We start from the raw sequence: 20,058 nt of genomic DNA, 5'->3' as shown, positions 1-20,058 counted from the left end.
GTTCTACATGCTGCTTTCTCTCGAACCTCGCGGCCAGCAATCGCGCCTGATGCTCTGGTGTTCGCCGCTGCTGGCCGCCGTGTTGACCCTGATCTGTGGCTCGCTGCTGTTTATCGCCCTGGGGCACGACCCGTTGCAAACGTTGTACACCCTGTTGATCGCCCCGATCAGCGATCTGTACGGCGTGTCCGAGTGGCTGGTCAAGACCTTGCCGATCCTGCTGTGCGCCCTTGGCCTGGCAGTGGCCTATCAGGCGCGTATCTGGAACATCGGCGCTGAAGGCCAACTGCTGCTGGGCGCCCTGGCCGGCAGTGCCTTGGCGGTGAACATCATCGACATGCAAAGCCGCTGGGCACTGGTGCTGATCCTGCTGACCGGCACCCTGGCCGGTGCCGCCTGGGCCGGGCTCACGGCGTGGCTGCGCACGCGCTTCAATGCCAATGAGATCCTGACCAGCATCATGCTCAATTACATCGCCCTGAACCTGTTGCTGTTTTGCGTTCACGGGCCGTTGAAAGACCCCGCGGGTTTCAACTTCCCCGAGTCGGCGATGTTCGGCGAGGCCAGTCGCCTGCCGTTGCTGCTGGAGGATGGTCGGGCCCATGCCGGGCTGTATTTCGCCCTGCTGGCGCTGGTGGCGGTGTGGGTGTTGCTGCAGAAAAGCTTCGTTGGCTTTCAGATCAAGGTGCTGGGCCTCGATGCCCGCGCCGCCGGTTTCGCCGGTTTCCGCCAGAAACCGTTGGTGTGGCTGGCGTTGTTGATCAGCGGGGCACTGGCCGGGCTGGCCGGCGTCTGCGAAGTGACCGGGCCGATCGGCCAACTGGTGCCGCAGGTGTCGCCGGGCTACGGCTATGCGGCGATTACGGTGGCGTTCCTGGGTCGCCTCAATCCCATTGGCATTCTGTTTTCCAGCCTGTTGATGGCGTTGCTGTACATCGGCGGCGAGAGCGCGCAGATGTCGCTGAACCTTCCCCAGGCCATCACCCAACTGTTCCAGGGGATGATGCTGTTTTTCCTGTTGGCCTGCGACGTGCTGATCCTTTACCGGCCACGCCTGAACCTGCGCTGGGCCCGGCGCACCCGAACCACCGCCGTACAGGCAGGAGCGCTGTGATGGATATCGACCTGTTGAGCAATATTTTCTACGCCATGGTCCGCTGCGGTACGCCGTTGCTGCTGGTGGCCCTGGGTGAATTGGTCTGCGAAAAAAGCGGCGTCCTCAACCTGGGCCAGGAAGGCATGATGCTGTTCGGCGCAGTGATCGGTTTTATCGTCGCGTTCAACAGCGGCAACCTCTGGCTCGGCGTGTTGCTGGCGATGGCCGCCGGGATGCTGTTGTCGGCATTGTTCGCGCTGGTGGCACTGGTATTCAACGCCAATCAGGTCGCCACCGGGCTGGCGTTGACGATTTTCGGCGTAGGCCTGTCGAGTTTTGTCGGGGCGGCCTGGGTCGGCAAACCGCTGGCGGGATTCGAGCCGCTGGCGATTCCTTACTTGAGTGACATACCACTGATCGGGCGGATGCTGTTTGCCCAGGACCTGCTGGTTTACCTGTCGTTCGCCTTGTTTGCCCTGGTGGCGTGGATGATTATGAAAAGCCGCGCCGGATTGATCATCCAGGCCGTCGGGGAAAACCCCGATGCCGCCAGCGCCATGGGCCTGCCGGTGTTGCGGGTGCGGACCCTGGCGGTATTGTTTGGCGGCGCCATGGCGGGGTTGGCCGGCGCCTATCTGTCGCTGGCCTACACGCCGATGTGGGCCGAGAACATGAGCGCCGGGCGCGGCTGGATCGCCCTGGCGCTGGTGGTGTTCGCCAGTTGGCGGGTGTGGCGCCTGCTGCTGGGCGCCTACCTGTTCGGCCTCGCTAGCATCCTGCACCTGGTGGCCCAGGGGCTGGGCCTGGCGATTCCATCGAGTCTGCTGGCGATGCTGCCGTATGCCGCGACCATTGTGGTGCTGGTGCTGCTGTCCCGGGATGCGGTGCGCACCCGGCTGTATGCGCCAGTGTCCCTGGGGCAACCTTGGCAGGCGGGGCATTGAGAACCCTGTGGCGAGGGAGCTTGCTCCCGCTCGACTGCGCTGGAGCTGTGTAGGAGCTGACGAGTGCAACGAGGCTGCGATCTTTCCAAAGCCACTTGAATCCCAAGCGAAAGATCAAAAGATCGCAGGCTTCGCCAGCTCCTACAGAGCCCAGCGGGAGCAAGCTCCCTCGCCACGGACGGGCAGTATCTGCATGACGCCCCACACCACCTCGAAAAACAGGAAAACCCACAACACCGCACTGGCCCCATGCAGCAGCGCATACAGCATCCAGGTTGCAAACAAAAACCGCCCCACCGCGTCATAACGCCCATACAGCGCCTGCGGATCCCGAATCCGCAGCACCGCCCACACGCAGACAATCGATCCCAGCAGATTCACCATCAGCACATGCGCCGGCGCAAACGGCGGCAGTTCTCCAGGCAGGTCAAATAGCTGAGTCATGCTCATCAACACACCATGCAGCGCGGCAAAGCTCCACGGCGTGACCAGCGCAGCCGACACGATCAGGTCGTACCAGGCGCTGCCAAGCACCACCCGGCGGTATTGCATCGAAGTCCACATACACCTTGCTCCAGATAATTGGGGAGCAAAGAGGCTAAAGCCTGGGGTATGCTCCAAGGTCAAGTCCTCTGGAGCTCCGCAATGCGCATCGGTGAACTAGCCCAGGCCTGCGCCGTCAGTCGAGACACGCTGCGCTTCTACGAGCAGCGTGGCCTGATCGCGGCGACGCGCAGCGCCAATGGCTATCGCGACTACGCTGCCGACATGGTCCAACTGGTGCTCTATATCAAGACGGCCCAGCGCCTGGGCTTTACCCTGGGCGAGATCAGCGCCAGCGTCGCCGCCCTGTGGAACGCCCCCGACCCGGACTGCGCCGTGACGCAATTGCTGCAAGACAAACTGAACCTGATCGAAACCCGCATGACCGAACTCGACGCGTTGCGTCACGAGCTGAAACAACGGCTCGGGCAACGCTGTCCATTAAATCCGTGACCTTTTCCTATCAAGGATGCCCCTCATGAATTCGGCAAAAAACGCATTGATCATCGGCGCCTCCCGAGGCCTGGGCCTCGGTCTGGTGAAGACGCTGCTCAACGATGGCTGGAACGTGACCGCCACCGTGCGCAACCCACGGAACGCAGAGGCGTTGAAAGCACTGGGCCCGGTACGGATCGAAAAACTCGACATGGACGACCAGCAAGCGGTCATCGCCCTGAGCCAACAGCTCAAGGGCGAGACCTTCGACCTGCTGTTCGTCAATGCCGGCGTCAAGGGCCCGGACAACCAGAGCCCGGGCGGAGCGACGCTGGCCGAAGTCGGCCAGTTGTTCTTCACCAACGCCGTGGCCCCGATCAACCTGGCCCAACGCTTTGTCGGCCAGATCCGCGACGGCAGCGGCGTGCTGGCGTTCATGAGTTCGGTGCTGGGCAGCGTGACCATGCCCGACGCGCCGGAACTGGCGCTGTACAAGGCCAGCAAGGCGGCGCTCAACTCCATGACCAACAGCTTCGTCAGCCAACTGGGCGAGCAGTCACTGACCGTGCTGTCGCTGCACCCGGGCTGGGTCAAGACCGACATGGGCGGTGAAGGCGCGGACATCGACGTCGAGACCAGCACTCGCGGGCTGATCGATCAAGTGAATGCCTTCGCCGGCAAAGGCGGACATCACTTCGTCAACTACAGGGGTGAAACCATTCCCTGGTAAACACCGCCATTCCCTTGTGGGAGCGGCGGGCTCTGGAAAACTACAACACAACCTGAGTACACTCCAAACCTCGCCCCCACAGGCGACCCTGGATCAGCAGACAGGGCATCACTGAGCTGGCTAACCTGAACCCACTTTCAGAGGAGCCGGCCACCATGCCTGCGACCCGTACCTGGTTAAAAAATCCCCTCGCCATTTTCACAGCCAACGACCTCGATGCCCGTGGCGGCCTCGTCCTGCAGGACGGTGTGATCGTCGAACTGCTGAGCGCCGGCCAGCTACCCGCCCAGCCCTGTGACCATATCTTCGAAGCGAGCGAACATGTGATCCTGCCGGGGCTGATCAACACCCATCATCACTTCTACCAGACCCTGACCCGCGCCTGGGCGCCGGTGGTGAACCAGCCGTTGTTCCCCTGGCTGAAAACCCTCTACCCGGTATGGGCGCGGCTGACTCCGGAAAAACTTGCCCTGGCCAGCAAAGTGGCCTTGGCCGAGTTGCTGCTATCGGGCTGCACCACCGCGGCCGATCACCATTACCTGTTTCCACAAGGCCTGGAAAGTGCCATCGACGTGCAGGTACAGAGTGTTCGTGAACTGGGCATGCGCGCGATGCTGACCCGTGGCTCCATGAGCCTGGGCGAGGCCGACGGTGGCTTGCCGCCGCAGCAGACCGTGCAGCAGGGCCAGGTGATTCTCGACGACAGCCAGCGCTTGATCGCCGAGTACCACGAGCGCGGCGACGGCGCGCAGATCCAGATTGCCCTGGCGCCCTGCTCACCGTTTTCGGTCACGCCACAGATCATGAGCGCCAGCGCCGAGCTGGCGGAAAAGCTCGACGTACGCCTGCACACGCACCTGGCCGAAACCCTCGATGAAGAAGCGTTTTGCCTGCAACGCTTTGGTCTGCGCACCGTGGATTACCTGGACAGCGTCGGCTGGCTTGGCCCGCGTACCTGGCTGGCCCACGGCATTCATTTCAACCCGGATGAAATCGCCCGTCTCGGCGCCGCCGGCACCGGCATCTGTCACTGCCCAAGTTCGAACATGCGACTGGCTTCGGGCATTTGCCCGACCCTGGACCTGACCGCCGCGGGCGCTCCCGTGGGCCTGGGGGTAGACGGTTCGGCATCCAACGATGCCTCGAACATGATCCTCGAAACCCGACAGGCGCTGTACATCCAGCGCCTGCGCTACGGCGCGCAAGCGATCACCCCGGAGCGCGTGCTGGGCTGGGCGACCCAAGGCTCGGCGCAACTGCTCGGGCGCAGCGATATCGGCGAGCTGGCGGTGGGCAAGCAGGCCGACCTGGCGCTGTTCAAGCTCGACGAGCTGCGCTTCTCCGGCAGTCACGATCCAGTCTCGGCGCTGCTGCTGTGCGGCGCGGACCGGGCAGATCGGGTGATGATCGGTGGGCAATGGCGGGTCATCGACGGGCAGGTCGAGGGGTTGGATTTGAAAGGTTTGATTGCTGACCATAGCCAGGCGGCGCGGGAACTGATCGCCGGCACCTGACCCAACGCCATCGCGGGCAAGCCTTGCTCCCACAGGTCACAGAAAGTCTGTGGACACATGAATATCCGTGGGAGCAAGGCTTGCCCGCGACGCTCTTCTAGAGGCCCAGCAGGGACAACATGATGAACGTCGCAAACAACACAAAATGGGTCATGCCTTCGATAGCATTGGTTTCGCCATCGTTGAGGTTGATCGCGCTGACGATCAGGGTAATGAAGATCATCACCGTCTGCACCGGAGTCATTGCCATCTGGAACGGTTGGCCGGTATAGAGCGCCATGGCTTCCATCACCGGCACCGTGAGGATCACAGTCGATAGCGAAGCACCCAGCGCGATGTTCACCACCGACTGCATGCGATTGGCGAGGGCTGCGCGCAGGGCGGTGAGGATTTCCGGTGCGGCGGAGATGGCGGCCACCAGGATCGCCGTGACCACCGGCGGTGCCCCCGAGCCTTCCAGCCCCAGGTCGAGGGCCTTGGACATGACTTCGGCCAGGGCGCCGATCACCACCACGCCAAACACCAGTGCACCGATGGAAATCGTCAGGCTGATGGGTTCCGGTTCGTTCTCCACCGGTTCTTTCTTGCGGCGTTTTTCCGGGTAGCTGTAGCTGAAGAAGTAACTGTGAGGCCCGACCTGCATGCGCAGGAACAAGGTGTACAGCACGAGCATCGCGCCGATGGTAAAAGCCGAATAGATTTTCCAGCTCTCGCGAGGAATGAACTCCGGCACCACCATCGACACGCCCATGGCGGTGAGAATCATCACGCTATAGGTGCGCGCCGAATCGTCGTTGTAAGCCTGCTCGCCATGCTTGATCCCGCCCATCAGCGCCGCGAGCCCGAGGATGCCGTTGATGTCGAGCATCACCGCCGAGTAGATCGTGTCCCGCACCAACGTCGACGACGCCTCGTTGCTCATCATGATCGCCAGGATCACCACTTCCACCAACACCGCCGACAAGGTCAGGATCATGGTGCCGTAAGGATCACCGACCTTTTCCGCCAGCAGTTCGGCGTGATGGGCCACGCGCATGGACGCCGCGACGATGAAACCGATCAGGACCAGGCCGCCGGCCAACGCCACCACCTGCCCGCTGCCCAGCAGCCAGTGCTCCAGCGGGTAGGCGATAGACGCGGCGATCAGCGCCAGCAACAGCAGTTTTTCTTGCTTGAACAAAGTGAGCATCGCGAGCCTGTCACCGTGGGCGGGGTCATGAGTTACTGACTATAGGAGGCGCTGAACGTTTCGTTCGGTGTGATGCACCAGGGGGTGGCGTTCGCAGGCAGGGTGCACCTTTATTGTTCTCAAAGGCCTCATCGCGGGCAAGCCTTGCTCCCACAGGTATTGCGTCGCACTTGTGAAGCAAGCTTGCCTTCCCATGAGGTTGGGCTGCCCCATCTGTCGGGGCAAGGCCTGATTCCACATGATTTGGCCTTGCACTTGTGGGAGCAAGGCTTGCCCACGATGACGGCATCAAGGTGTCGAATATTTGTTGTCTTGTTGGTCAGCATTTTGCATTGATGCTGCACAGCCAACCTCACAACAAAATGGAGTTCGAGTTCATGCACAAACGCCCCTTGAAGAAGTTGCTTTGCGCCGTCGTCGCCGCCGTCGGCCTGGGCGCTGGCCTGAATGCCAGTGCCGCCGACCCGCTGAAGGTCGGTTTCGTCTACATCGGCCCGATCGGCGACCACGGCTGGACCTATCAGCATGAACAAGGGCGCAAGGAGCTGGCAGCGAAATTCGGCGAGCAGATCACCACCAACTACGTGGAAAACGTGCCGGAGGGCGCCGACGCCGAGCGGGTGATCCGCAACATGGCCAAGGACAAATACGACCTGATCTTTACCACCTCCTTCGGCTACATGAACCCGACGCTCAAGGTCGCCAAGCAATTTCCCAAGGTGATCTTCGAACACGCCACCGGCTACAAGCAGGACAAGAACATGGGCACGTACCTGGCTCGCACCTACGAGGGCCGCTACGTCGGTGGCTTCCTCGCGGCCAAGATGACCAAGACCAAGAAGATCGGCTACGTCGCCTCCTTCCCGATCCCGGAAGTCATCCGCGACATCAACGCCATCCAACTGGCCCTGAACAAGTACAACCCCGGCAGCGAGATCAAAGTGGTGTGGGTCAACTCCTGGTTCGACCCGGGCAAGGAAGCCGACGCTGCCAACGCGCTGATCGACCAGGGCGTGGACGTGGTGTTCCAGCACACGGACAGCCCGGCGCCGATCCAGGCTGCCGAGCGACGCGGCGTCTATGCGGTGGGCTACGCGTCGGACATGGCTCACTTCGGTCCCAAGGCGGTGCTGACGTCCATCGTCAATGACTGGGGCCCGCATTACATCCAGGCGACCCAGAGCGTGCTCGATCACAGCTGGAAATCCCAGGACTACTGGGGTGGCTTGAAGGAAGGCACGGTGAAACTGCCGATCAGCGACCTGGTGCCGGCAGCGGTCAAGGGCGAAGCCGAGCAGATCATCGCCGACATCAAGAGCGGCGCCTTCCACCCGTTCACCGGCCCGATCAAGGACCAGGCCGGCGTCGAGAAAATCCCGGCGGGCGTGAGCGCCACCAACGCGGAACTGGCCTCGATGAATTATTACGTCGAAGGCATGAAGGCTGAGATGCCCAAATAACCTTCAGGCCCAACACAACACCCAATGTGGGGGCGAGCTTGCTCGCGAAGACGGTGTATCAGTCGACATCAATGTTGAATGACACTCCGCCTTCGCGAGCAAGCCCGCTCCCACAGGGATCTCCATTTTTAAATCAGGAAAGCAGTATGAACAGCCTTCCCATTATCGACATCAGCCCGCTCTACGGCGATGAATCCGGCGCCTGGCAAGCCGTCGCCGAACAGATCGACCGCGCCTGCCGCGAATGGGGCTTTTTCTACATCAAGGGCCACTCCATCAGCCCGGCGCGCATCGCCGAGGTGCTGGACAGCGCCCAGCGTTTCTTCGCCCTGCCCGTCGAAGAAAAACTCAAGATCGACATCACCCAGACCCGCCACCACCGCGGCTATGGCGCCGTCGCCACCGAACAGCTGGACCCGACCAAGCCCAGCGACCTGAAGGAAACCTTCGACATGGGCCTGCACTTGCCGGCCGGTCACCCCGACGTGCTGGCGGAAAAACCCCTGCGTGGCCCCAACCGCCACCCCGACCTGATTGGCTGGGAAAGCTTGATGGAGCAGCACTACCGCGACATGCAGGCACTTGCCCAAACCCTGCTGCGGGCCATGACCCTGGCCCTGGGTATCGAGCGAGACTTTTTCGACACGCGCTTCAACGAACCGGTCAGCGTGCTACGCCTGATCCACTACCCGCCACGCCAAACCGCCAGTAGCGCCGAGCAGCAAGGTGCCGGTGCCCATACCGATTATGGATGCATCACCCTGCTCTACCAGGACGCCGCTGGTGGCCTGCAAGTGCGCAACGTCGACGGCCAATGGATCGACGCACCGCCCATCGACGGCACCTTCGTGGTCAACCTCGGTGACATGATGGCGCGCTGGAGCAACGACCGTTACCTGTCCACACCGCATCGGGTGATCAGCCCGCTGGGGGTGGACCGGTACTCGATGCCGTTCTTTGCCGAGCCGCACCCCGACACGTTGATCCAATGCCTGCCCGGTTGCCAGGATGACACCCACCCGCCAAAGTACCCAACCACTACCTGCGCCGAATTCCTGCTGTCGCGCTTCGCCGACACCTATGCTTACCGGCGTGAGCCACTCGCCGTGTAGTGGATCAGCCGGTCAGGTTTTACCCGACAAGGCAGCCAGCGCCTGTAGAATGCCCGCCATCGATTCACTGATGAGAAAAGACCATGTACGACTGGCTGAACGCCCTGCCCAAGGCTGAACTGCACCTGCACCTGGAAGGCTCGCTGGAGCCCGAACTGCTGTTCGCCCTGGCCGAACGCAACAAGATCGCCCTGCCGTGGAGCGACGTCGACACCCTGCGCAAGGCCTATGCCTTCAACAATCTGCAGGAATTCCTCGACCTGTATTACCAGGGCGCCGATGTGCTGCGCACCTCCCAGGACTTCTACGACCTGACCTGGGCCTACCTGTTGCGTTGCAAGGCGCAGAACGTGATCCACACCGAACCGTTCTTCGATCCGCAAACCCACACCGACCGTGGTATCCCGTTCGAAGTGGTGCTCAACGGCATCGCCGCCGCCCTCAAGGACGGTGAGCAGCAACTGGGCATCACCAGCGGCCTGATCCTGAGTTTCCTGCGCCACCTGAGCGAAGAACAAGCCCAGAAGACCCTCGACCAGGCGCTGCCGTTCCGCGAGGCCTTCGTGGCCGTGGGCCTGGACAGTTCGGAAATGGGTCATCCACCGAGCAAGTTCCAGCGCGTATTCGACCGCGCGCGCAACGAAGGCTTCCTGACCGTCGCCCACGCCGGCGAAGAAGGCCCGCCCGAGTACATCTGGGAAGCCCTGGACCTGTTGAAGATCCAGCGCATCGACCATGGTGTGCGAGCCATTGAAGATGAGCGACTGATGCAGCGGATCATCGACGAGCAGATTCCGTTGACCGTGTGCCCGCTGTCCAACACCAAGCTGTGTGTGTTCGACGACATGTCGCAGCACAACATCCTCGACATGCTCGAGCGCGGCGTGAAGGTGACGGTGAACTCCGATGACCCGGCGTACTTCGGCGGCTACGTCACCGAAAACTTCCATGCGCTGTACACCCACCTGGGCATGACCCAGGACCAGGCCAAGCGCCTGGCGCAGAACAGCCTGGATGCGCGGCTGGTAAAACCTTAAGCCCGACAATCCCCCGGTGGGAGCGGGCTTGCCCGCTCCCACCGGGGATCGTGTTTAATCGGCGACGCTCGCTTCGCTCAACTCCTCCAACGTCTTGCCCCGCGTCTCCATCCCGAACAACCAGACCACCCCCGCCGCCACGGCGAAGCACAACGCGCCCAGGGCGAACACGCCACCCTGGCCGGTGATGGGAAATACCAGACCGGTCACCAGCGGGCCGAGCAGCGAACCGACGCGACCGATCGCCGAAGCAAAGCCCGAACCGGTGGCCCGGGCCGAGGTGGGGTACAGTTCCGGCGTGTAGGTGTAGAGCACCGCCCACATACCGAACAGGAAAAACTGCATCAGCAAACCGGTGCTGATCAACAGCCCGACGTTGCCACCAAACACTGCGCTCTGCCCATACAGAAACGCCATCATCCCGCCGCCCAGCAGCGTGATGACGCACACCGGTTTGCGCCCCCAGCGTTCCACCAGCCAGGCCGCCATCAAGAAGCCGGGAATCCCGCCCAGGGAAATCAGCACGGTGTAATACACCGATTGGGTCACCGCGAACCCCGACTGCTGCAACAACGCACTGAGCCAGGATGTCAGGCCATAGAAACCGAGCAAGGCAAAGAACCAGACGCTCCAGATCATCATCGTGCGCTGGCGATACAGCGGTGACCAGATCTGCGCCAGGGCCGAAAAGAAATTGCCCGGCGTACTCTCAATCCTCGGCAGGCGAATCGGTTCCGGCAGGTCGCGACGCCCCAGCGAGGCGCGGACCTTGTCTTCGATTCGCTTGAGCACCGCGTCCGCTTCGTCCCCCCGACCGGCTTGTTCCAGCCAGCGTGGCGATTCGGGAATGAAGAAACGAATCGCCAGGACAAACACCGCCGGCACCGCCAGCACCAGAAAGATGTCGCGCCAGCCGACCACCGGCAGCAGGAAATACGACAGTATCCCGGCCGCCACGAAACCCAGCGGCCAGAACCCGTCCATCAAGGCGATGTAGCGGCCCCGACGCTTGGCCGGGATCAGCTCCGAGAGCATCGACTGGGCAATCGGAAACTCCATGCCCATGCCGATCCCCAGCAAGATGCGAAACAGCGTCAAGGTCTCGATGTCCTGGGCGGTGGAGCACAGGTAACTGGCAACGCCCCACAACACGATGCTCCACTGGAACACCGGCTTGCGCCCGAAACGATCGGCCAGCATGCCCGACAGCGATGCCCCCACCACCATGCCGAAGAAGCTGGAGCTGGCGAGCAAACCGGCCTGGGCGGTGCTCAGGCCGAACTCGGCTTTGATCGACCCCAACAGGAACGTCATCATCGCCAGGTCCATGGAGTCGAAGAAAAACGCCAGGGCGATAATGATGAAGATGACCCGGTGGTAACCGCTGATGGGTAACCGCTCCAATCGTTCCGCCGCGTTGTAGCCGTGAATGTCCATGCTGCCTCCCCAATCCGATAATTCCCCGGACCGAGTTTGCGCGAACCTTGCAGGCAGCTATTGCTGAATACGACCTGCCGACAGCCCTGAGCGACGCACCAGGAGCGTTCCCTATATCGCCATCTCAACCGCCTCCTGCCGGGCGAACCGGTGGATTTCCTGCTGGCCGAGCGTCGTCACCTGCAGGGCTCGCGAATCGTTGGGCAAGCTCAGCCAACCCGACTGCATGAACAGTTGCAACAGGGCTGCCCCCAGCGTGCCCCCCAAGTGTGGACGACGCTCGCTCCAGTCCGGGCAGGCGCAGGCGATGCGGGTGTTGCGATGGGCCAGGGCCTGGATGAACAAGCCACGCTCGGCCAACTGATTGGCGCCTTTGTGGGTGACGATCACCCGCTGTTCGAACTGCTCGATCCACCCGGCGTCCAGCAGGCGCTGGTACAGGTCCGCCGCCAGGGTTCCCCCCAGGTGATCGTCGCAAAGCCTGGCCCGCATCAACGAGGCAGGGGCCGACGGCGCCTTGGTCGGCAGGACCCGGCGCTTGAGGACGTCCGGAATCTGCCGCGGTGTACTGACCAGCGTCGCGCTGGCCAGCGCTTCGACGGCAGCGCCGATTTCAGGCGCTGCCAGGCGGAAAAACCGCTTGCGGCCCCGGGCTTCGACTTTCAACAGGCCTCCGGCGGACAAGCGCCCCAGGTGCGCATTGGCCGAGGACGGCGATAACCCGGCGAGCAACGCCAGCTCCTCGGCCTGCCGGGCCGTGCCGTCCATCAAGGCCCACATCATTGCGCTGCGCTTGGGGTCGGCCAGCAGCGTGGCGATCTGGCTGATGCAAGGTGCATGTTCCATGTATTCACTCCCTGTTGAATCATTCGTCTACTGCTCTGGCGCAGGCGGCCGCTAGTATAAGCGTGGCGATCGAGCTTTCCTGTCCTCCGGAAACCTTTGGAGGCGATTGTTCCTGAGGGAAAAGTCTCTATTTGCCCGCGACTAATGGCCGACTCCCGCCGAAAGTGGAAAACGAGCCGTCAACTCACCGCAGCGAGCCTGGAGCATGTCTCGCAAAAGGTTGATGGGCTTGCTCAATTGCGCCCGGTGGGCACACAGCAGATTGAGGGGTGCGCGTTCGCATTGCAGGTGCGGCAAGAGGATTTTCAAGCGCCCGGCCAGGACGTCGGTGGACACATCCAGCCACGATTTATAGGCAATCCCGACACCCGCCACCGCCCAGCGCCGCACCACATCGGCGTCGTCACTGAACCGGTCGCCACTGACGGTGAGGCTCATCTCCCGTTTGCCGTCATGAAAAGCCCATCGGTCATGAACCCGGCTGCCAAGCATGTACAACAGGCAGTTGTGCTGGGCCAGTTGTTCCAGTTGATGGGGTTCACCCTGGCGAGCCAGATAGTCCGGCGATGCGCACAACACCCGGCGGTTATCCCCGGCAATGGGCAGCGCGACCAGGCTCGAATCTTCCGGCTCGCCATAACGCAAGGCGATATCTACCGGCTGCTTGAACAGGTCGGCCATGCGATCGCCCAGCAGCAGCCGCACCGTCAGCCCGGGGTGCTCACGCTGGAACGCATCCAGCCAAGGCAGCAGCAGGTTGCGCCCCAAGTCCGACGGCGCGGACAACTGCAACACCCCGCTGACCTGGTCCTGGCCGCTGGTCAACAACCGCCGGCCTTCGTCAAGGCTGCTCAACGCGGCACGGGCATATTCGAGAAAGCCCTCGCCTTCGGCGGTCAGGCGCAAGCTACGGGTGGAGCGGGCCAACAGCCGCGCGCCGAGGTGCTGCTCGATCCGTTTCAACGCGGCACTGGCCACCGCCGCCGACAGGTCCATGGCCCTGGCCGCAGCCGAGAGACTGCCCAGGTCCGCCGCCCGGACAAACAACTGCAAGTCATCGAAGCGAAGCATGACGACTCCATTATCAAAAAATCATTGAAAGAGCCTGTTCTTTTAGCCGGTTTTATCTCGGCGATAAATAGCTAAACATGGCCGTCATCTCACTCACTTCACGGAGCCGCTTCATGAAAGCCATTGCCTACTACCACTCGTTGCCCATCACCGACCCGCAATCGCTCCAGGACATCGAGCTGCCGGAACCGGTCGCCGGTCCCAGGGACTTGTTGGTAGAGGTCAAGGCCATCTCGGTCAACCCGGTGGACACCAAGGTTCGCCAGAACGTCCAGCCCGAAGACGGCGCGGCCAAGGTGCTGGGCTGGGACCTGGCCGGCGTGGTCAAGGCGGTGGGCAGCGAGGTCACGTTGTTCAAGACCGGGGACAAGGTGTTCTACGCCGGCTCCATCGCCCGGGCCGGCGGCTACAGCGAGCGGCACGTAGTGGATGAGCGCATCGTCGGCCACATGCCCAAGACGCTTGGTTTCGCCGAAGCGGCGGCGCTGCCGCTGACGGCCATTACCGCCTGGGAGTTGTTGTTCGAGCGCCTGCAAATCCAGGAAGGCCAGGACGACCAGGGCCAAAGCCTGTTGATCGTCGGCGCCGCGGGCGGCGTGGGTTCGATCCTGACGCAACTGGCCCGCCAACTCACCGGGCTGAAGGTGATAGGCACCGCGTCCCGTGCACAGACCCAGGATTGGGTGCGCGGCCTGGGTGCCGACCTGGTGATCGACCACAGCCGGCCGTTGAGCGAAGTGTTGAAAGAAGCTGGGCAGTCTCAGGTAACCCACGTCGCCAGCCTGACCCAGACCGACCAGCACCTGGACCAGTTGGTCGAAGCCCTCGCGCCCCAGGGCAAACTGGCGCTGATCGACGATCCCAAGGCGTTGGACGTGACCAAGCTCAAGCGCAAGAGCCTGTCGCTGCATTGGGAACTCATGTACACCCGCTCGCTGTTCGAGACGGCCGACATGGTTGAACAGCACAAACTGCTCAACCGCGTGGCCGCCCTGATCGACACCGGCACGCTGAAGACCACGGTTGGCGAGCATTTCGGCACCATCAACGCCGAGAACCTGCGCCGCGCCCATGCCTTGCTGGAAAGCGGCAAGTCCAAGGGCAAGATTGTGCTCGAGGGCTTCTGACCCACGATATGGGCCTAGCGCTTGTGGGAGTAAAGCTTGCTCGCGATGGAGGCACCGCGGTTCTCTATAAGATCGCGTCACCATTTATCGCGAGCAAGCTTTGCTCCCACAAAAACCCATGCCGTCAGTCCGAGAATTGATCCTTGTCACAATTGCGATCACATTCAGGTCTACACTCGAGGCCTTTGCAACACAATCTTTTCGTGAGGAGGTCAGCAATGAAGATCCTGATAAAAGAAGTGGCAAAATCCCAATGGCAAGTGCGTCTTGACCAGCACGTCGTCACCTTCCGTACCGAGGCCGAAGCCCAAGCCTTCGCCAGCACCCTGCAAGCGCGGATCCTCGCCCCTCATCATTTCCCCGAACAACAGCAGCGCGCGGCCGGCTGAGTCAGCCCTCGCGACTGGCCTGGGCCAGGGCCCGGGCATTTTGCAGGCGACGGGTCAGCATCGCGGCGCTCACCACCAACAGCCCGCAAAGGCTGATGACCAGCGCCATTGGCACGGCGGTGCCGTCATGCAGCGCCGCCACCAACGCGGCGGCTCCGGCGGCCACGGAAAACTGCAAGCATCCCAGCATCGCCGAAGCACTGCCGGCCCGGGCGCCCTGCCCATTCATGGCGCAAGCCGAGGCGTTGGGAAGGATGCACCCCAGGCTGGCGATGCAGATAAACAGAGGGACCAGCAGCGGCCACAACTGCGCAGGTTGCAATGAACTGACGGCCAGCAGGCTCAGCCCCGCACCCAGGTAGACCCATACCGCGCGACTCAGCAGGAACGCTGGGCCGCGCTTGGACAGTAGCCGGGCGTTGACCTGGGCCACCAGGATGAAGCCCGCCGCGTTGGTGCCGAACAGCCAACCGAAGTGTTCGGCCGGAACACCGTAAAGCTTGATGAAGACGAACGGCGAACCGGCGATGTAGGCAAACATCCCGGCGATAGCGATGCCCCCCGTCAGCGCATGGCCGAGGTAGGCGGCGTCGGTCAATAAACGACCGTATTGGCGCAACGCCCCCGACAACGGTTGCCGAGGCACATGGTCCGGCAAGCTTTCCGGCAGCCACAAGGCCACCGCCGTCGACGCCAATGCGCTAAACACGGTCAGGGCAATGAAGATTGACTGCCAGCCATGCAGGTTCACCAGCAACCCGCCCAGCATCGGCGCGAGGATCGGCGCCAGGCCCATCACCAGCATCAACTGTGAAAACACCTTGGCCGAACCCACCGCGTCGCATTTGTCGCTGACCACCGCCCGGGAAATCACCATCCCGGCGCATCCACCCAGGGCCTGGACGAAGCGGGCGCCGATCAGCCATTCGAGGCTCGGCGCGTAGGCGCAGGCCAGGGATGCCAACGTGAACAAACCGACCCCGGTCAGCAATGGAATGCGCCGTCCGAAGCGATCCGCCACTGGCCCATAGGCCAGTTGCCCGATGGACAAGCCGAGAAAATAGGCCGCCAGGGTCAACTGGATGTGTTTTTCATCGGTGCCGAAGGCGGTGGCCATCGCCGGAAAGGCAGGCAGGTAGAAGTCGATCGCCAAGGGACCGAAAGCGCTCAAGGCGCCAAGAATCAGAATGGTACGGAAGTTCATCGGGCGTCCAGCTCAGGCGTCGTTCGACAGCCCGACAGTCTAGCCGTGCCGGGCGGTCTTGAACATTCCGGTAGGTCGCTAACGATTAAAAAACTTCAAGCAGAGCGGCCTCATAGCCCTCCTCCTTGATGGCCGCGAGCACGGCATCGGCCGGCAACGAACTCTGGACCTGGACAGTCTTGGCACCCAGGTCGATTTGCACATTGGCCCCCTGGTCCTTGGCCTTGACTGCCTGGGTGATGGCCTTGACGCAGTGACCGCAGGACATGCCCGGAACATTGAAAATTTGCATGAGATAACTCCTTGGGATTGAGGTTGCCAGCAGTCTCAAGCTTGCCATCATGGCAAGGTCAAGTTCTGACGAAAACTGCCGGGCTGGCAATCGGCATCGCGCTCAGCCAAGCTGCACACATCAAGGATTAACACCGGAGGTTCAGCCATGCGCTGGTCAGCGTTCAGCCTGTTTTGCATGCTCGGTTTTTCAGCGGTGGCGCCCCAGGCATCGGCCGTCGGCGAAGACTACGGCGTGCTGATCATTTCTCGCGAGCGCCTGGAAGTGGCGACCAGTTGCGAAATCGGCATCTACATCCAGGATCAGCTCTCGGCCAGGCTGTTCCAGGAGCAAAGCACCTCGTTCAACCTGCCGCCGGGCCAGTTTTCCTTGCGCCTGAAATTGCTTCCGGGACAGGCACCGGGGTGCAATCCGGGCATGCTCGCGCCAGGGTCGCAGGACATCACGCTCAAGGCCGGTGACATTCTGAAGTTCCGCATCACCATGAATGAGCAAGGCATGTACCTCAAGCAGGCTGGGCTCGGTTACTGACACACCACTTGCACCGGTGGGCAAGCTTTGTGGGCAAGCCTTGCTCCCACAATTTGGATTGGCGCTTGACCTTGCCAACATGGCAAGGTTGATTCTGTAGTCATTCACTACAGGGAGCCTGACCGATGTCCGAATCCACCACATTCGATCTACCGATTGCCGGCATGACCTGCGCCAGCTGCGCCGGGCGGGTCGAGCGGGCCTTGAGCAAAGTCTCCGGCACGCGCGCCGTCAGTGTGAACCTGGCAACTGAACTGGCACGCGTGCAGGCCCCCGAAGGCAGCCTGCCGGCCTTGATGCAAGCCGTCGAACAGGCTGGCTATAGCGTCCCCGTACAAACCCTGGAGCTGAACATCGAAGGGATGACCTGCGCCTCCTGTGTCGGCCGGGTCGAACGCGCCCTGGGCAAGGTCGATGGTGTGAACAGCGTCAGCGTCAACCTTGCCAATGAGCGGGCCCACCTCGAACTGCTCGGCCAGGTGGAGCCACAAACCCTGATCGATGCGGTCAAGCGCGCCGGCTATGACGCCACTGTCTGGCAGGCCGAACAGCCCGCTGACATGCAGGCCAACCGTCTGAACCGTGAACGCCTGGTATTGGTGCTGGCGATTGTGCTGTCCGTGCCGCTGGTGCTGCCGATGCTGCTGCAGCCGTTCGGCGTGCATTGGATGCTCCCGGCCTGGGTGCAGTTCGCCCTGGCCACGCCCGTGCAATTCATCTTCGGTGCGCGCTTTTACGTCGCCGCCTTCAAGGCCGTGCGTGCCGGTGCCGGGAACATGGACCTGCTGGTGGCCCTGGGCACCAGCGCCGGCTACGGCCTGAGCCTTTATGAATGGGTGATCGCCCGTCCCGGTAGCATGCCGCACCTGTATTTCGAAGCCTCGGCCGTAGTGATTGCCCTGGTACTGCTGGGCAAATACCTGGAAAGCCGCGCCAAGCGACAAACCGCCAGCGCCATCCGCGCCCTTGAAGCCTTGCGCCCGGAACGGGCGATCCAGGTGGTCGATGGCCAGGAGCGGGACGTGGCCATCAGCGCCCTGCGCTTGAATGACCTGGTGCTGGTCAAGCCCGGCGAACGCTTCCCGGTGGACGGCGAAGTACTGGAAGGCCAGAGCCACGCCGACGAAGCGCTGATCAGCGGCGAAAGCCTGCCGGTGCCCAAGCAGCCCGGCGACAAAGTCACCGGCGGCGCCATCAATGGCGAAGGCCGGCTGCTGGTACGCACGCAAGCCCTGGGCACCGAGACCGTCCTGGCGCGCATCATCCGCCTGGTAGAAGACGCCCAGGCCGCCAAGGCCCCGATCCAGAAACTGGTGGATAAAGTCAGCCAGGTATTCGTACCGGTAGTACTGCTGCTGGCCCTGGCGACGTTGATCGGCTGGTGGATGTACGGTGCGCCGTTGGAAACCGCGCTGATCAACGCCGTCGCCGTACTGGTGATTGCCTGCCCCTGCGCCCTGGGCCTGGCGACGCCCACGGCGATCATGGCCGGCACCGGCGTGGCCGCTCGCCACGGGATTCTGATCAAGGACGCCGAGGCGCTGGAGCGCGCCCATGAAGTCGACACCGTGGTGTTCGACAAGACCGGCACCCTGACCTCCGGCACGCCGCGCATCGCCCACTTGACGGCCCTCGACGGTGATGAAGACGCGTTGCTGACAATGGCCGGCGCGCTGCAACGCGGCAGTGAGCACCCTCTGGCCAAAGCCGTGTTGGATACCTGCGCCGAGCGCGGCCTGGACGTGGCGGATGTCAGCGACAGCCAGTCCCTGGCTGGACGCGGTATCGCCGGCAGCCTCGACGGGCGTCGCCTGGCCCTGGGCAATCGACGCCTGCTGGATGAACTGGGCCTGGACCCCGGTTCGCTGGCCGAGTCGGCACAGGCCTGGGAAACCGAAGGCCGCACGTTGTCCTGGCTGATCGAACAAGGCACGACGCCTCGAGTGCTGGGCCTGTTCGCCTTCGGTGACACGCTCAAGCCCGGTGCCCTCGCCGCGGTACAGGCCTTGAATGAACAGCACATCGCCAGCCACTTGCTCACGGGCGACAACCAAGGTAGCGCCCGGGTGGTGGCCCAGGCGCTGGGGATCTCCAATGTCCATGCCGAGGTATTGCCAGCGGACAAATCCGCCATCGTCCAACAGTTGAAGCGCCATTCGGTGGTGGCGATGGTGGGCGATGGCATCAACGACGCACCCGCCCTGGCCGCCGCCGACATCGGCATTGCCATGGGCGGCGGCACCGACGTGGCGATGCATGCCGCAGGCATCACCCTCATGCGCGGCGATCCGCGACTGGTGCCGGCGGCGCTGGACATCAGCCGCAAGACCTACGCCAAGATCCGCCAGAACCTGTTCTGGGCGTTCGTCTATAACTTGATCGGCATCCCTCTGGCGGCGTTCGGTTTTCTCAACCCGGTGCTGGCCGGCGCGGCCATGGCGCTGTCGAGCGTCAGCGTGGTGAGCAATGCGTTACTGTTGAAGTTCTGGACACCCAAGCAGCTGGAGGACAAGCGATGAACATCGGCCAAGCGGCCCGCCAAAGCGGCCTGAGTGCGAAGATGATCCGCTATTACGAGTCCATCGGCCTGCTCAAGGCAGCCCATCGCACCGACAGCGGCTACCGGATCTACGGCGCCGATGACCTGCATACCCTGGCCTTTATCAAGCGCTCCCGGGACTTGGGGTTTTCCCTGGAAGAGGTCGGCAAACTGCTGACCCTCTGGCAAGACCGCCAACGCGCCAGCGCCGACGTCAAGGCCCTGGCCCGCCAGCACATCGAAGAGCTGAACCAGAAAATCCGCGAATTGGCCGAGCTGCGCGACACCCTGCAGGACCTGGTAGAGCACTGCCACGGCGACCACCGCCCGGATTGCCCGATCCTCAAGGAACTGGCGTCGGGGTGTTGCCAGAATTGATGCCCTGCGCCAGTCCCCTGTGGGAGCGAGCAGGCTCGCTCCCACAGGGGACTGCGGTGGGCATGAGATTTTAGAGTGCCCACAAAAAACCGGCCAGGGCCTAATGCTGTTCACTTAAGGCTGTGGATCTTCAGTTTCGACCCATTGGGGTAAGGGTGTATATCCGTTACCGCAGAAATGGATA

General features: G+C 62.6%; 20 protein-coding genes. 13 read left to right on the top strand and 7 right to left on the bottom strand.

Going from position 1 to position 20,058, the window contains the following annotated elements; translation table 11 throughout:
• Window positions 1-7 precede the first annotated feature (7 nt).
• Both GFU70_RS03660 and GFU70_RS03655 read left to right on the top strand, forming a co-directional pair.
• The gene (locus tag GFU70_RS03660) at window positions 8-1,114 is read left to right on the top strand and encodes an ABC transporter permease (RefSeq protein ID WP_153387608.1); all 1,107 of its coding nucleotides are present in this window, start codon (window positions 8-10) and stop codon (window positions 1,112-1,114) included.
• The gene (locus tag GFU70_RS03655) at window positions 1,114-2,040 is read left to right on the top strand and encodes an ABC transporter permease (RefSeq protein WP_058545034.1); all 927 of its coding nucleotides are present in this window, start codon (window positions 1,114-1,116) and stop codon (window positions 2,038-2,040) included. Before GFU70_RS03660 ends, GFU70_RS03655 begins: the two co-directional genes overlap by 1 nt.
• Before the next feature lie 141 nt (window positions 2,041-2,181).
• Here GFU70_RS03655 and GFU70_RS03650 read toward each other — a convergent pair whose 3' ends face one another.
• A complete protein-coding gene (locus tag GFU70_RS03650) occupies window positions 2,182-2,604 on the bottom strand; it encodes a hypothetical protein (RefSeq protein WP_064107021.1) in 423 nt (140 codons plus the stop codon).
• 81 nt (window positions 2,605-2,685) lie between these two features.
• Here GFU70_RS03650 and GFU70_RS03645 point away from each other — a divergent pair, with 81 nt between their 5' ends.
• From GFU70_RS03645 to GFU70_RS03635, 3 genes are all read left to right on the top strand, one after another.
• Window positions 2,686-3,036, top strand: coding sequence for a MerR family transcriptional regulator (locus GFU70_RS03645; protein ID WP_116643238.1), 351 nt, complete (start codon window positions 2,686-2,688; stop codon window positions 3,034-3,036).
• A gap of 25 nt (window positions 3,037-3,061) precedes the next feature.
• Window positions 3,062-3,748, top strand: a complete 687-nt coding sequence (locus GFU70_RS03640; protein WP_058545037.1) for an SDR family oxidoreductase — start codon at window positions 3,062-3,064, stop codon at window positions 3,746-3,748.
• Window positions 3,749-3,903: 155 nt separating this feature from the next.
• A complete protein-coding gene (locus GFU70_RS03635; RefSeq protein WP_116643239.1) occupies window positions 3,904-5,262 on the top strand; it encodes an 8-oxoguanine deaminase in 1,359 nt (452 codons plus the stop codon).
• A gap of 97 nt (window positions 5,263-5,359) precedes the next feature.
• Here the strand turns inward: GFU70_RS03635 and GFU70_RS03630 are convergent, their stop codons facing one another.
• The gene (locus GFU70_RS03630) at window positions 5,360-6,451 is read right to left on the bottom strand and encodes a calcium:proton antiporter (protein WP_153387607.1); all 1,092 of its coding nucleotides are present in this window, start codon (window positions 6,449-6,451) and stop codon (window positions 5,360-5,362) included.
• 377 nt (window positions 6,452-6,828) lie between these two features.
• On the opposite strand from GFU70_RS03630, the gene GFU70_RS03625 reads away from it, so the two are divergent.
• The 3 genes from GFU70_RS03625 (at window position 6,829) to GFU70_RS03615 (ending at window position 10,060) form a co-directional block, all read left to right on the top strand.
• A complete protein-coding gene (locus tag GFU70_RS03625) occupies window positions 6,829-7,911 on the top strand; it encodes a BMP family ABC transporter substrate-binding protein (RefSeq protein WP_064107025.1) in 1,083 nt (360 codons plus the stop codon).
• A 146-nt stretch (window positions 7,912-8,057) separates the two neighbouring features.
• Complete coding sequence (locus GFU70_RS03620) at window positions 8,058-9,023, top strand: 2-oxoglutarate and iron-dependent oxygenase domain-containing protein (protein WP_058543900.1); 966 nt, start codon at window positions 8,058-8,060, stop codon at window positions 9,021-9,023.
• Between the two features lie 83 nt (window positions 9,024-9,106).
• Window positions 9,107-10,060, top strand: coding sequence for an adenosine deaminase (locus tag GFU70_RS03615; RefSeq protein ID WP_058543899.1), 954 nt, complete (start codon window positions 9,107-9,109; stop codon window positions 10,058-10,060).
• 54 nt (window positions 10,061-10,114) lie between these two features.
• On the opposite strand, the gene GFU70_RS03610 is transcribed toward GFU70_RS03615, so the two are convergent.
• The 3 genes from GFU70_RS03610 to GFU70_RS03600 all read right to left on the bottom strand — a co-directional run bounded on the left by GFU70_RS03610 (window position 10,115) and on the right by GFU70_RS03600 (window position 13,414).
• Window positions 10,115-11,497, bottom strand: a complete 1,383-nt coding sequence (locus GFU70_RS03610) for an MFS transporter (protein ID WP_058543898.1) — start codon at window positions 11,495-11,497, stop codon at window positions 10,115-10,117.
• Between the two features lie 111 nt (window positions 11,498-11,608).
• Complete coding sequence (locus GFU70_RS03605; RefSeq protein WP_058543897.1) at window positions 11,609-12,343, bottom strand: ArsR/SmtB family transcription factor; 735 nt, start codon at window positions 12,341-12,343, stop codon at window positions 11,609-11,611.
• A gap of 141 nt (window positions 12,344-12,484) precedes the next feature.
• Window positions 12,485-13,414 carry a LysR family transcriptional regulator gene (locus GFU70_RS03600; protein WP_058543896.1) on the bottom strand — a complete coding sequence of 310 codons (930 nt, stop codon included), beginning with the start codon at window positions 13,412-13,414 and terminating at the stop codon, window positions 12,485-12,487.
• A gap of 113 nt (window positions 13,415-13,527) precedes the next feature.
• Here GFU70_RS03600 and GFU70_RS03595 point away from each other — a divergent pair, with 113 nt between their 5' ends.
• Both GFU70_RS03595 and GFU70_RS03590 read left to right on the top strand, forming a co-directional pair.
• Window positions 13,528-14,541, top strand: coding sequence for a zinc-binding alcohol dehydrogenase family protein (locus GFU70_RS03595; RefSeq protein WP_153387606.1), 1,014 nt, complete (start codon window positions 13,528-13,530; stop codon window positions 14,539-14,541).
• A gap of 218 nt (window positions 14,542-14,759) precedes the next feature.
• A complete protein-coding gene (locus GFU70_RS03590) occupies window positions 14,760-14,930 on the top strand; it encodes a hypothetical protein (protein ID WP_165826052.1) in 171 nt (56 codons plus the stop codon).
• Window position 14,931: 1 nt separating this feature from the next.
• Here the strand turns inward: GFU70_RS03590 and GFU70_RS03585 are convergent, their stop codons facing one another.
• Together GFU70_RS03585 and GFU70_RS03580 are read right to left on the bottom strand one after the other, a co-directional pair.
• Complete coding sequence (locus GFU70_RS03585; protein ID WP_058543894.1) at window positions 14,932-16,134, bottom strand: multidrug effflux MFS transporter; 1,203 nt, start codon at window positions 16,132-16,134, stop codon at window positions 14,932-14,934.
• Between the two features lie 85 nt (window positions 16,135-16,219).
• Window positions 16,220-16,426, bottom strand: a complete 207-nt coding sequence (locus GFU70_RS03580; protein WP_058543893.1) for a heavy-metal-associated domain-containing protein — start codon at window positions 16,424-16,426, stop codon at window positions 16,220-16,222.
• A 147-nt stretch (window positions 16,427-16,573) separates the two neighbouring features.
• On the opposite strand from GFU70_RS03580, the gene GFU70_RS03575 reads away from it, so the two are divergent.
• The 3 genes from GFU70_RS03575 (at window position 16,574) to cueR (ending at window position 19,874) form a co-directional block, all read left to right on the top strand.
• A complete protein-coding gene (locus GFU70_RS03575) occupies window positions 16,574-16,957 on the top strand; it encodes a hypothetical protein (protein ID WP_058543892.1) in 384 nt (127 codons plus the stop codon).
• Window positions 16,958-17,082: 125 nt separating this feature from the next.
• On the top strand, window positions 17,083-19,476 hold the full coding sequence (locus tag GFU70_RS03570) for a heavy metal translocating P-type ATPase (protein WP_058543891.1): 2,394 nt from the start codon (window positions 17,083-17,085) through the stop codon (window positions 19,474-19,476).
• A complete protein-coding gene (cueR, locus tag GFU70_RS03565) occupies window positions 19,473-19,874 on the top strand; it encodes a Cu(I)-responsive transcriptional regulator (RefSeq protein ID WP_058543890.1) in 402 nt (133 codons plus the stop codon). Before GFU70_RS03570 ends, cueR begins: the two co-directional genes overlap by 4 nt.
• Window positions 19,875-20,058: the final 184 nt, after the last annotated feature.

Source organism: Pseudomonas brassicacearum (genome assembly GCF_009601685.2).
In the GTDB taxonomy this organism is placed as follows: domain Bacteria; phylum Pseudomonadota; class Gammaproteobacteria; order Pseudomonadales; family Pseudomonadaceae; genus Aquipseudomonas; species Aquipseudomonas kilonensis_B.
Note: the sequence above shows the minus strand (reverse complement) of the source record. Positions and strands in the feature narration are given on the sequence as shown.

Bases quoted from the DNA above. Each gene is read 5' to 3' on its own strand.
- GFU70_RS03625 (WP_064107025.1), top strand. From the start codon at position 6,829: ATGCACAAACGCCCCTTGAAGAAGTTGCTTTGCGCCGTCGTCGCCGCC.
- GFU70_RS03655 (WP_058545034.1), top strand. From the start codon at position 1,114: ATGGATATCGACCTGTTGAGCAATATTTTCTACGCCATGGTCCGCTGC.
- GFU70_RS03650 (WP_064107021.1), bottom strand. From the start codon at position 2,604: ATGTGGACTTCGATGCAATACCGCCGGGTGGTGCTTGGCAGCGCCTGG.
- GFU70_RS03660 (WP_153387608.1), top strand. From the start codon at position 8: ATGCTGCTTTCTCTCGAACCTCGCGGCCAGCAATCGCGCCTGATGCTC.
- GFU70_RS03640 (WP_058545037.1), top strand. From the start codon at position 3,062: ATGAATTCGGCAAAAAACGCATTGATCATCGGCGCCTCCCGAGGCCTG.
- GFU70_RS03645 (WP_116643238.1), top strand. From the start codon at position 2,686: ATGCGCATCGGTGAACTAGCCCAGGCCTGCGCCGTCAGTCGAGACACG.
- GFU70_RS03635 (WP_116643239.1), top strand. From the start codon at position 3,904: ATGCCTGCGACCCGTACCTGGTTAAAAAATCCCCTCGCCATTTTCACA.
- cueR (WP_058543890.1), top strand. From the start codon at position 19,473: ATGAACATCGGCCAAGCGGCCCGCCAAAGCGGCCTGAGTGCGAAGATG.
- GFU70_RS03620 (WP_058543900.1), top strand. From the start codon at position 8,058: ATGAACAGCCTTCCCATTATCGACATCAGCCCGCTCTACGGCGATGAA.
- GFU70_RS03585 (WP_058543894.1), bottom strand. From the start codon at position 16,134: ATGAACTTCCGTACCATTCTGATTCTTGGCGCCTTGAGCGCTTTCGGT.
- GFU70_RS03615 (WP_058543899.1), top strand. From the start codon at position 9,107: ATGTACGACTGGCTGAACGCCCTGCCCAAGGCTGAACTGCACCTGCAC.
- GFU70_RS03610 (WP_058543898.1), bottom strand. From the start codon at position 11,497: ATGGACATTCACGGCTACAACGCGGCGGAACGATTGGAGCGGTTACCC.
- GFU70_RS03575 (WP_058543892.1), top strand. From the start codon at position 16,574: ATGCGCTGGTCAGCGTTCAGCCTGTTTTGCATGCTCGGTTTTTCAGCG.
- GFU70_RS03580 (WP_058543893.1), bottom strand. From the start codon at position 16,426: ATGCAAATTTTCAATGTTCCGGGCATGTCCTGCGGTCACTGCGTCAAG.
- GFU70_RS03630 (WP_153387607.1), bottom strand. From the start codon at position 6,451: ATGCTCACTTTGTTCAAGCAAGAAAAACTGCTGTTGCTGGCGCTGATC.
- GFU70_RS03605 (WP_058543897.1), bottom strand. From the start codon at position 12,343: ATGGAACATGCACCTTGCATCAGCCAGATCGCCACGCTGCTGGCCGAC.
- GFU70_RS03600 (WP_058543896.1), bottom strand. From the start codon at position 13,414: ATGCTTCGCTTCGATGACTTGCAGTTGTTTGTCCGGGCGGCGGACCTG.
- GFU70_RS03570 (WP_058543891.1), top strand. From the start codon at position 17,083: ATGTCCGAATCCACCACATTCGATCTACCGATTGCCGGCATGACCTGC.
- GFU70_RS03595 (WP_153387606.1), top strand. From the start codon at position 13,528: ATGAAAGCCATTGCCTACTACCACTCGTTGCCCATCACCGACCCGCAA.
- GFU70_RS03590 (WP_165826052.1), top strand. From the start codon at position 14,760: ATGAAGATCCTGATAAAAGAAGTGGCAAAATCCCAATGGCAAGTGCGT.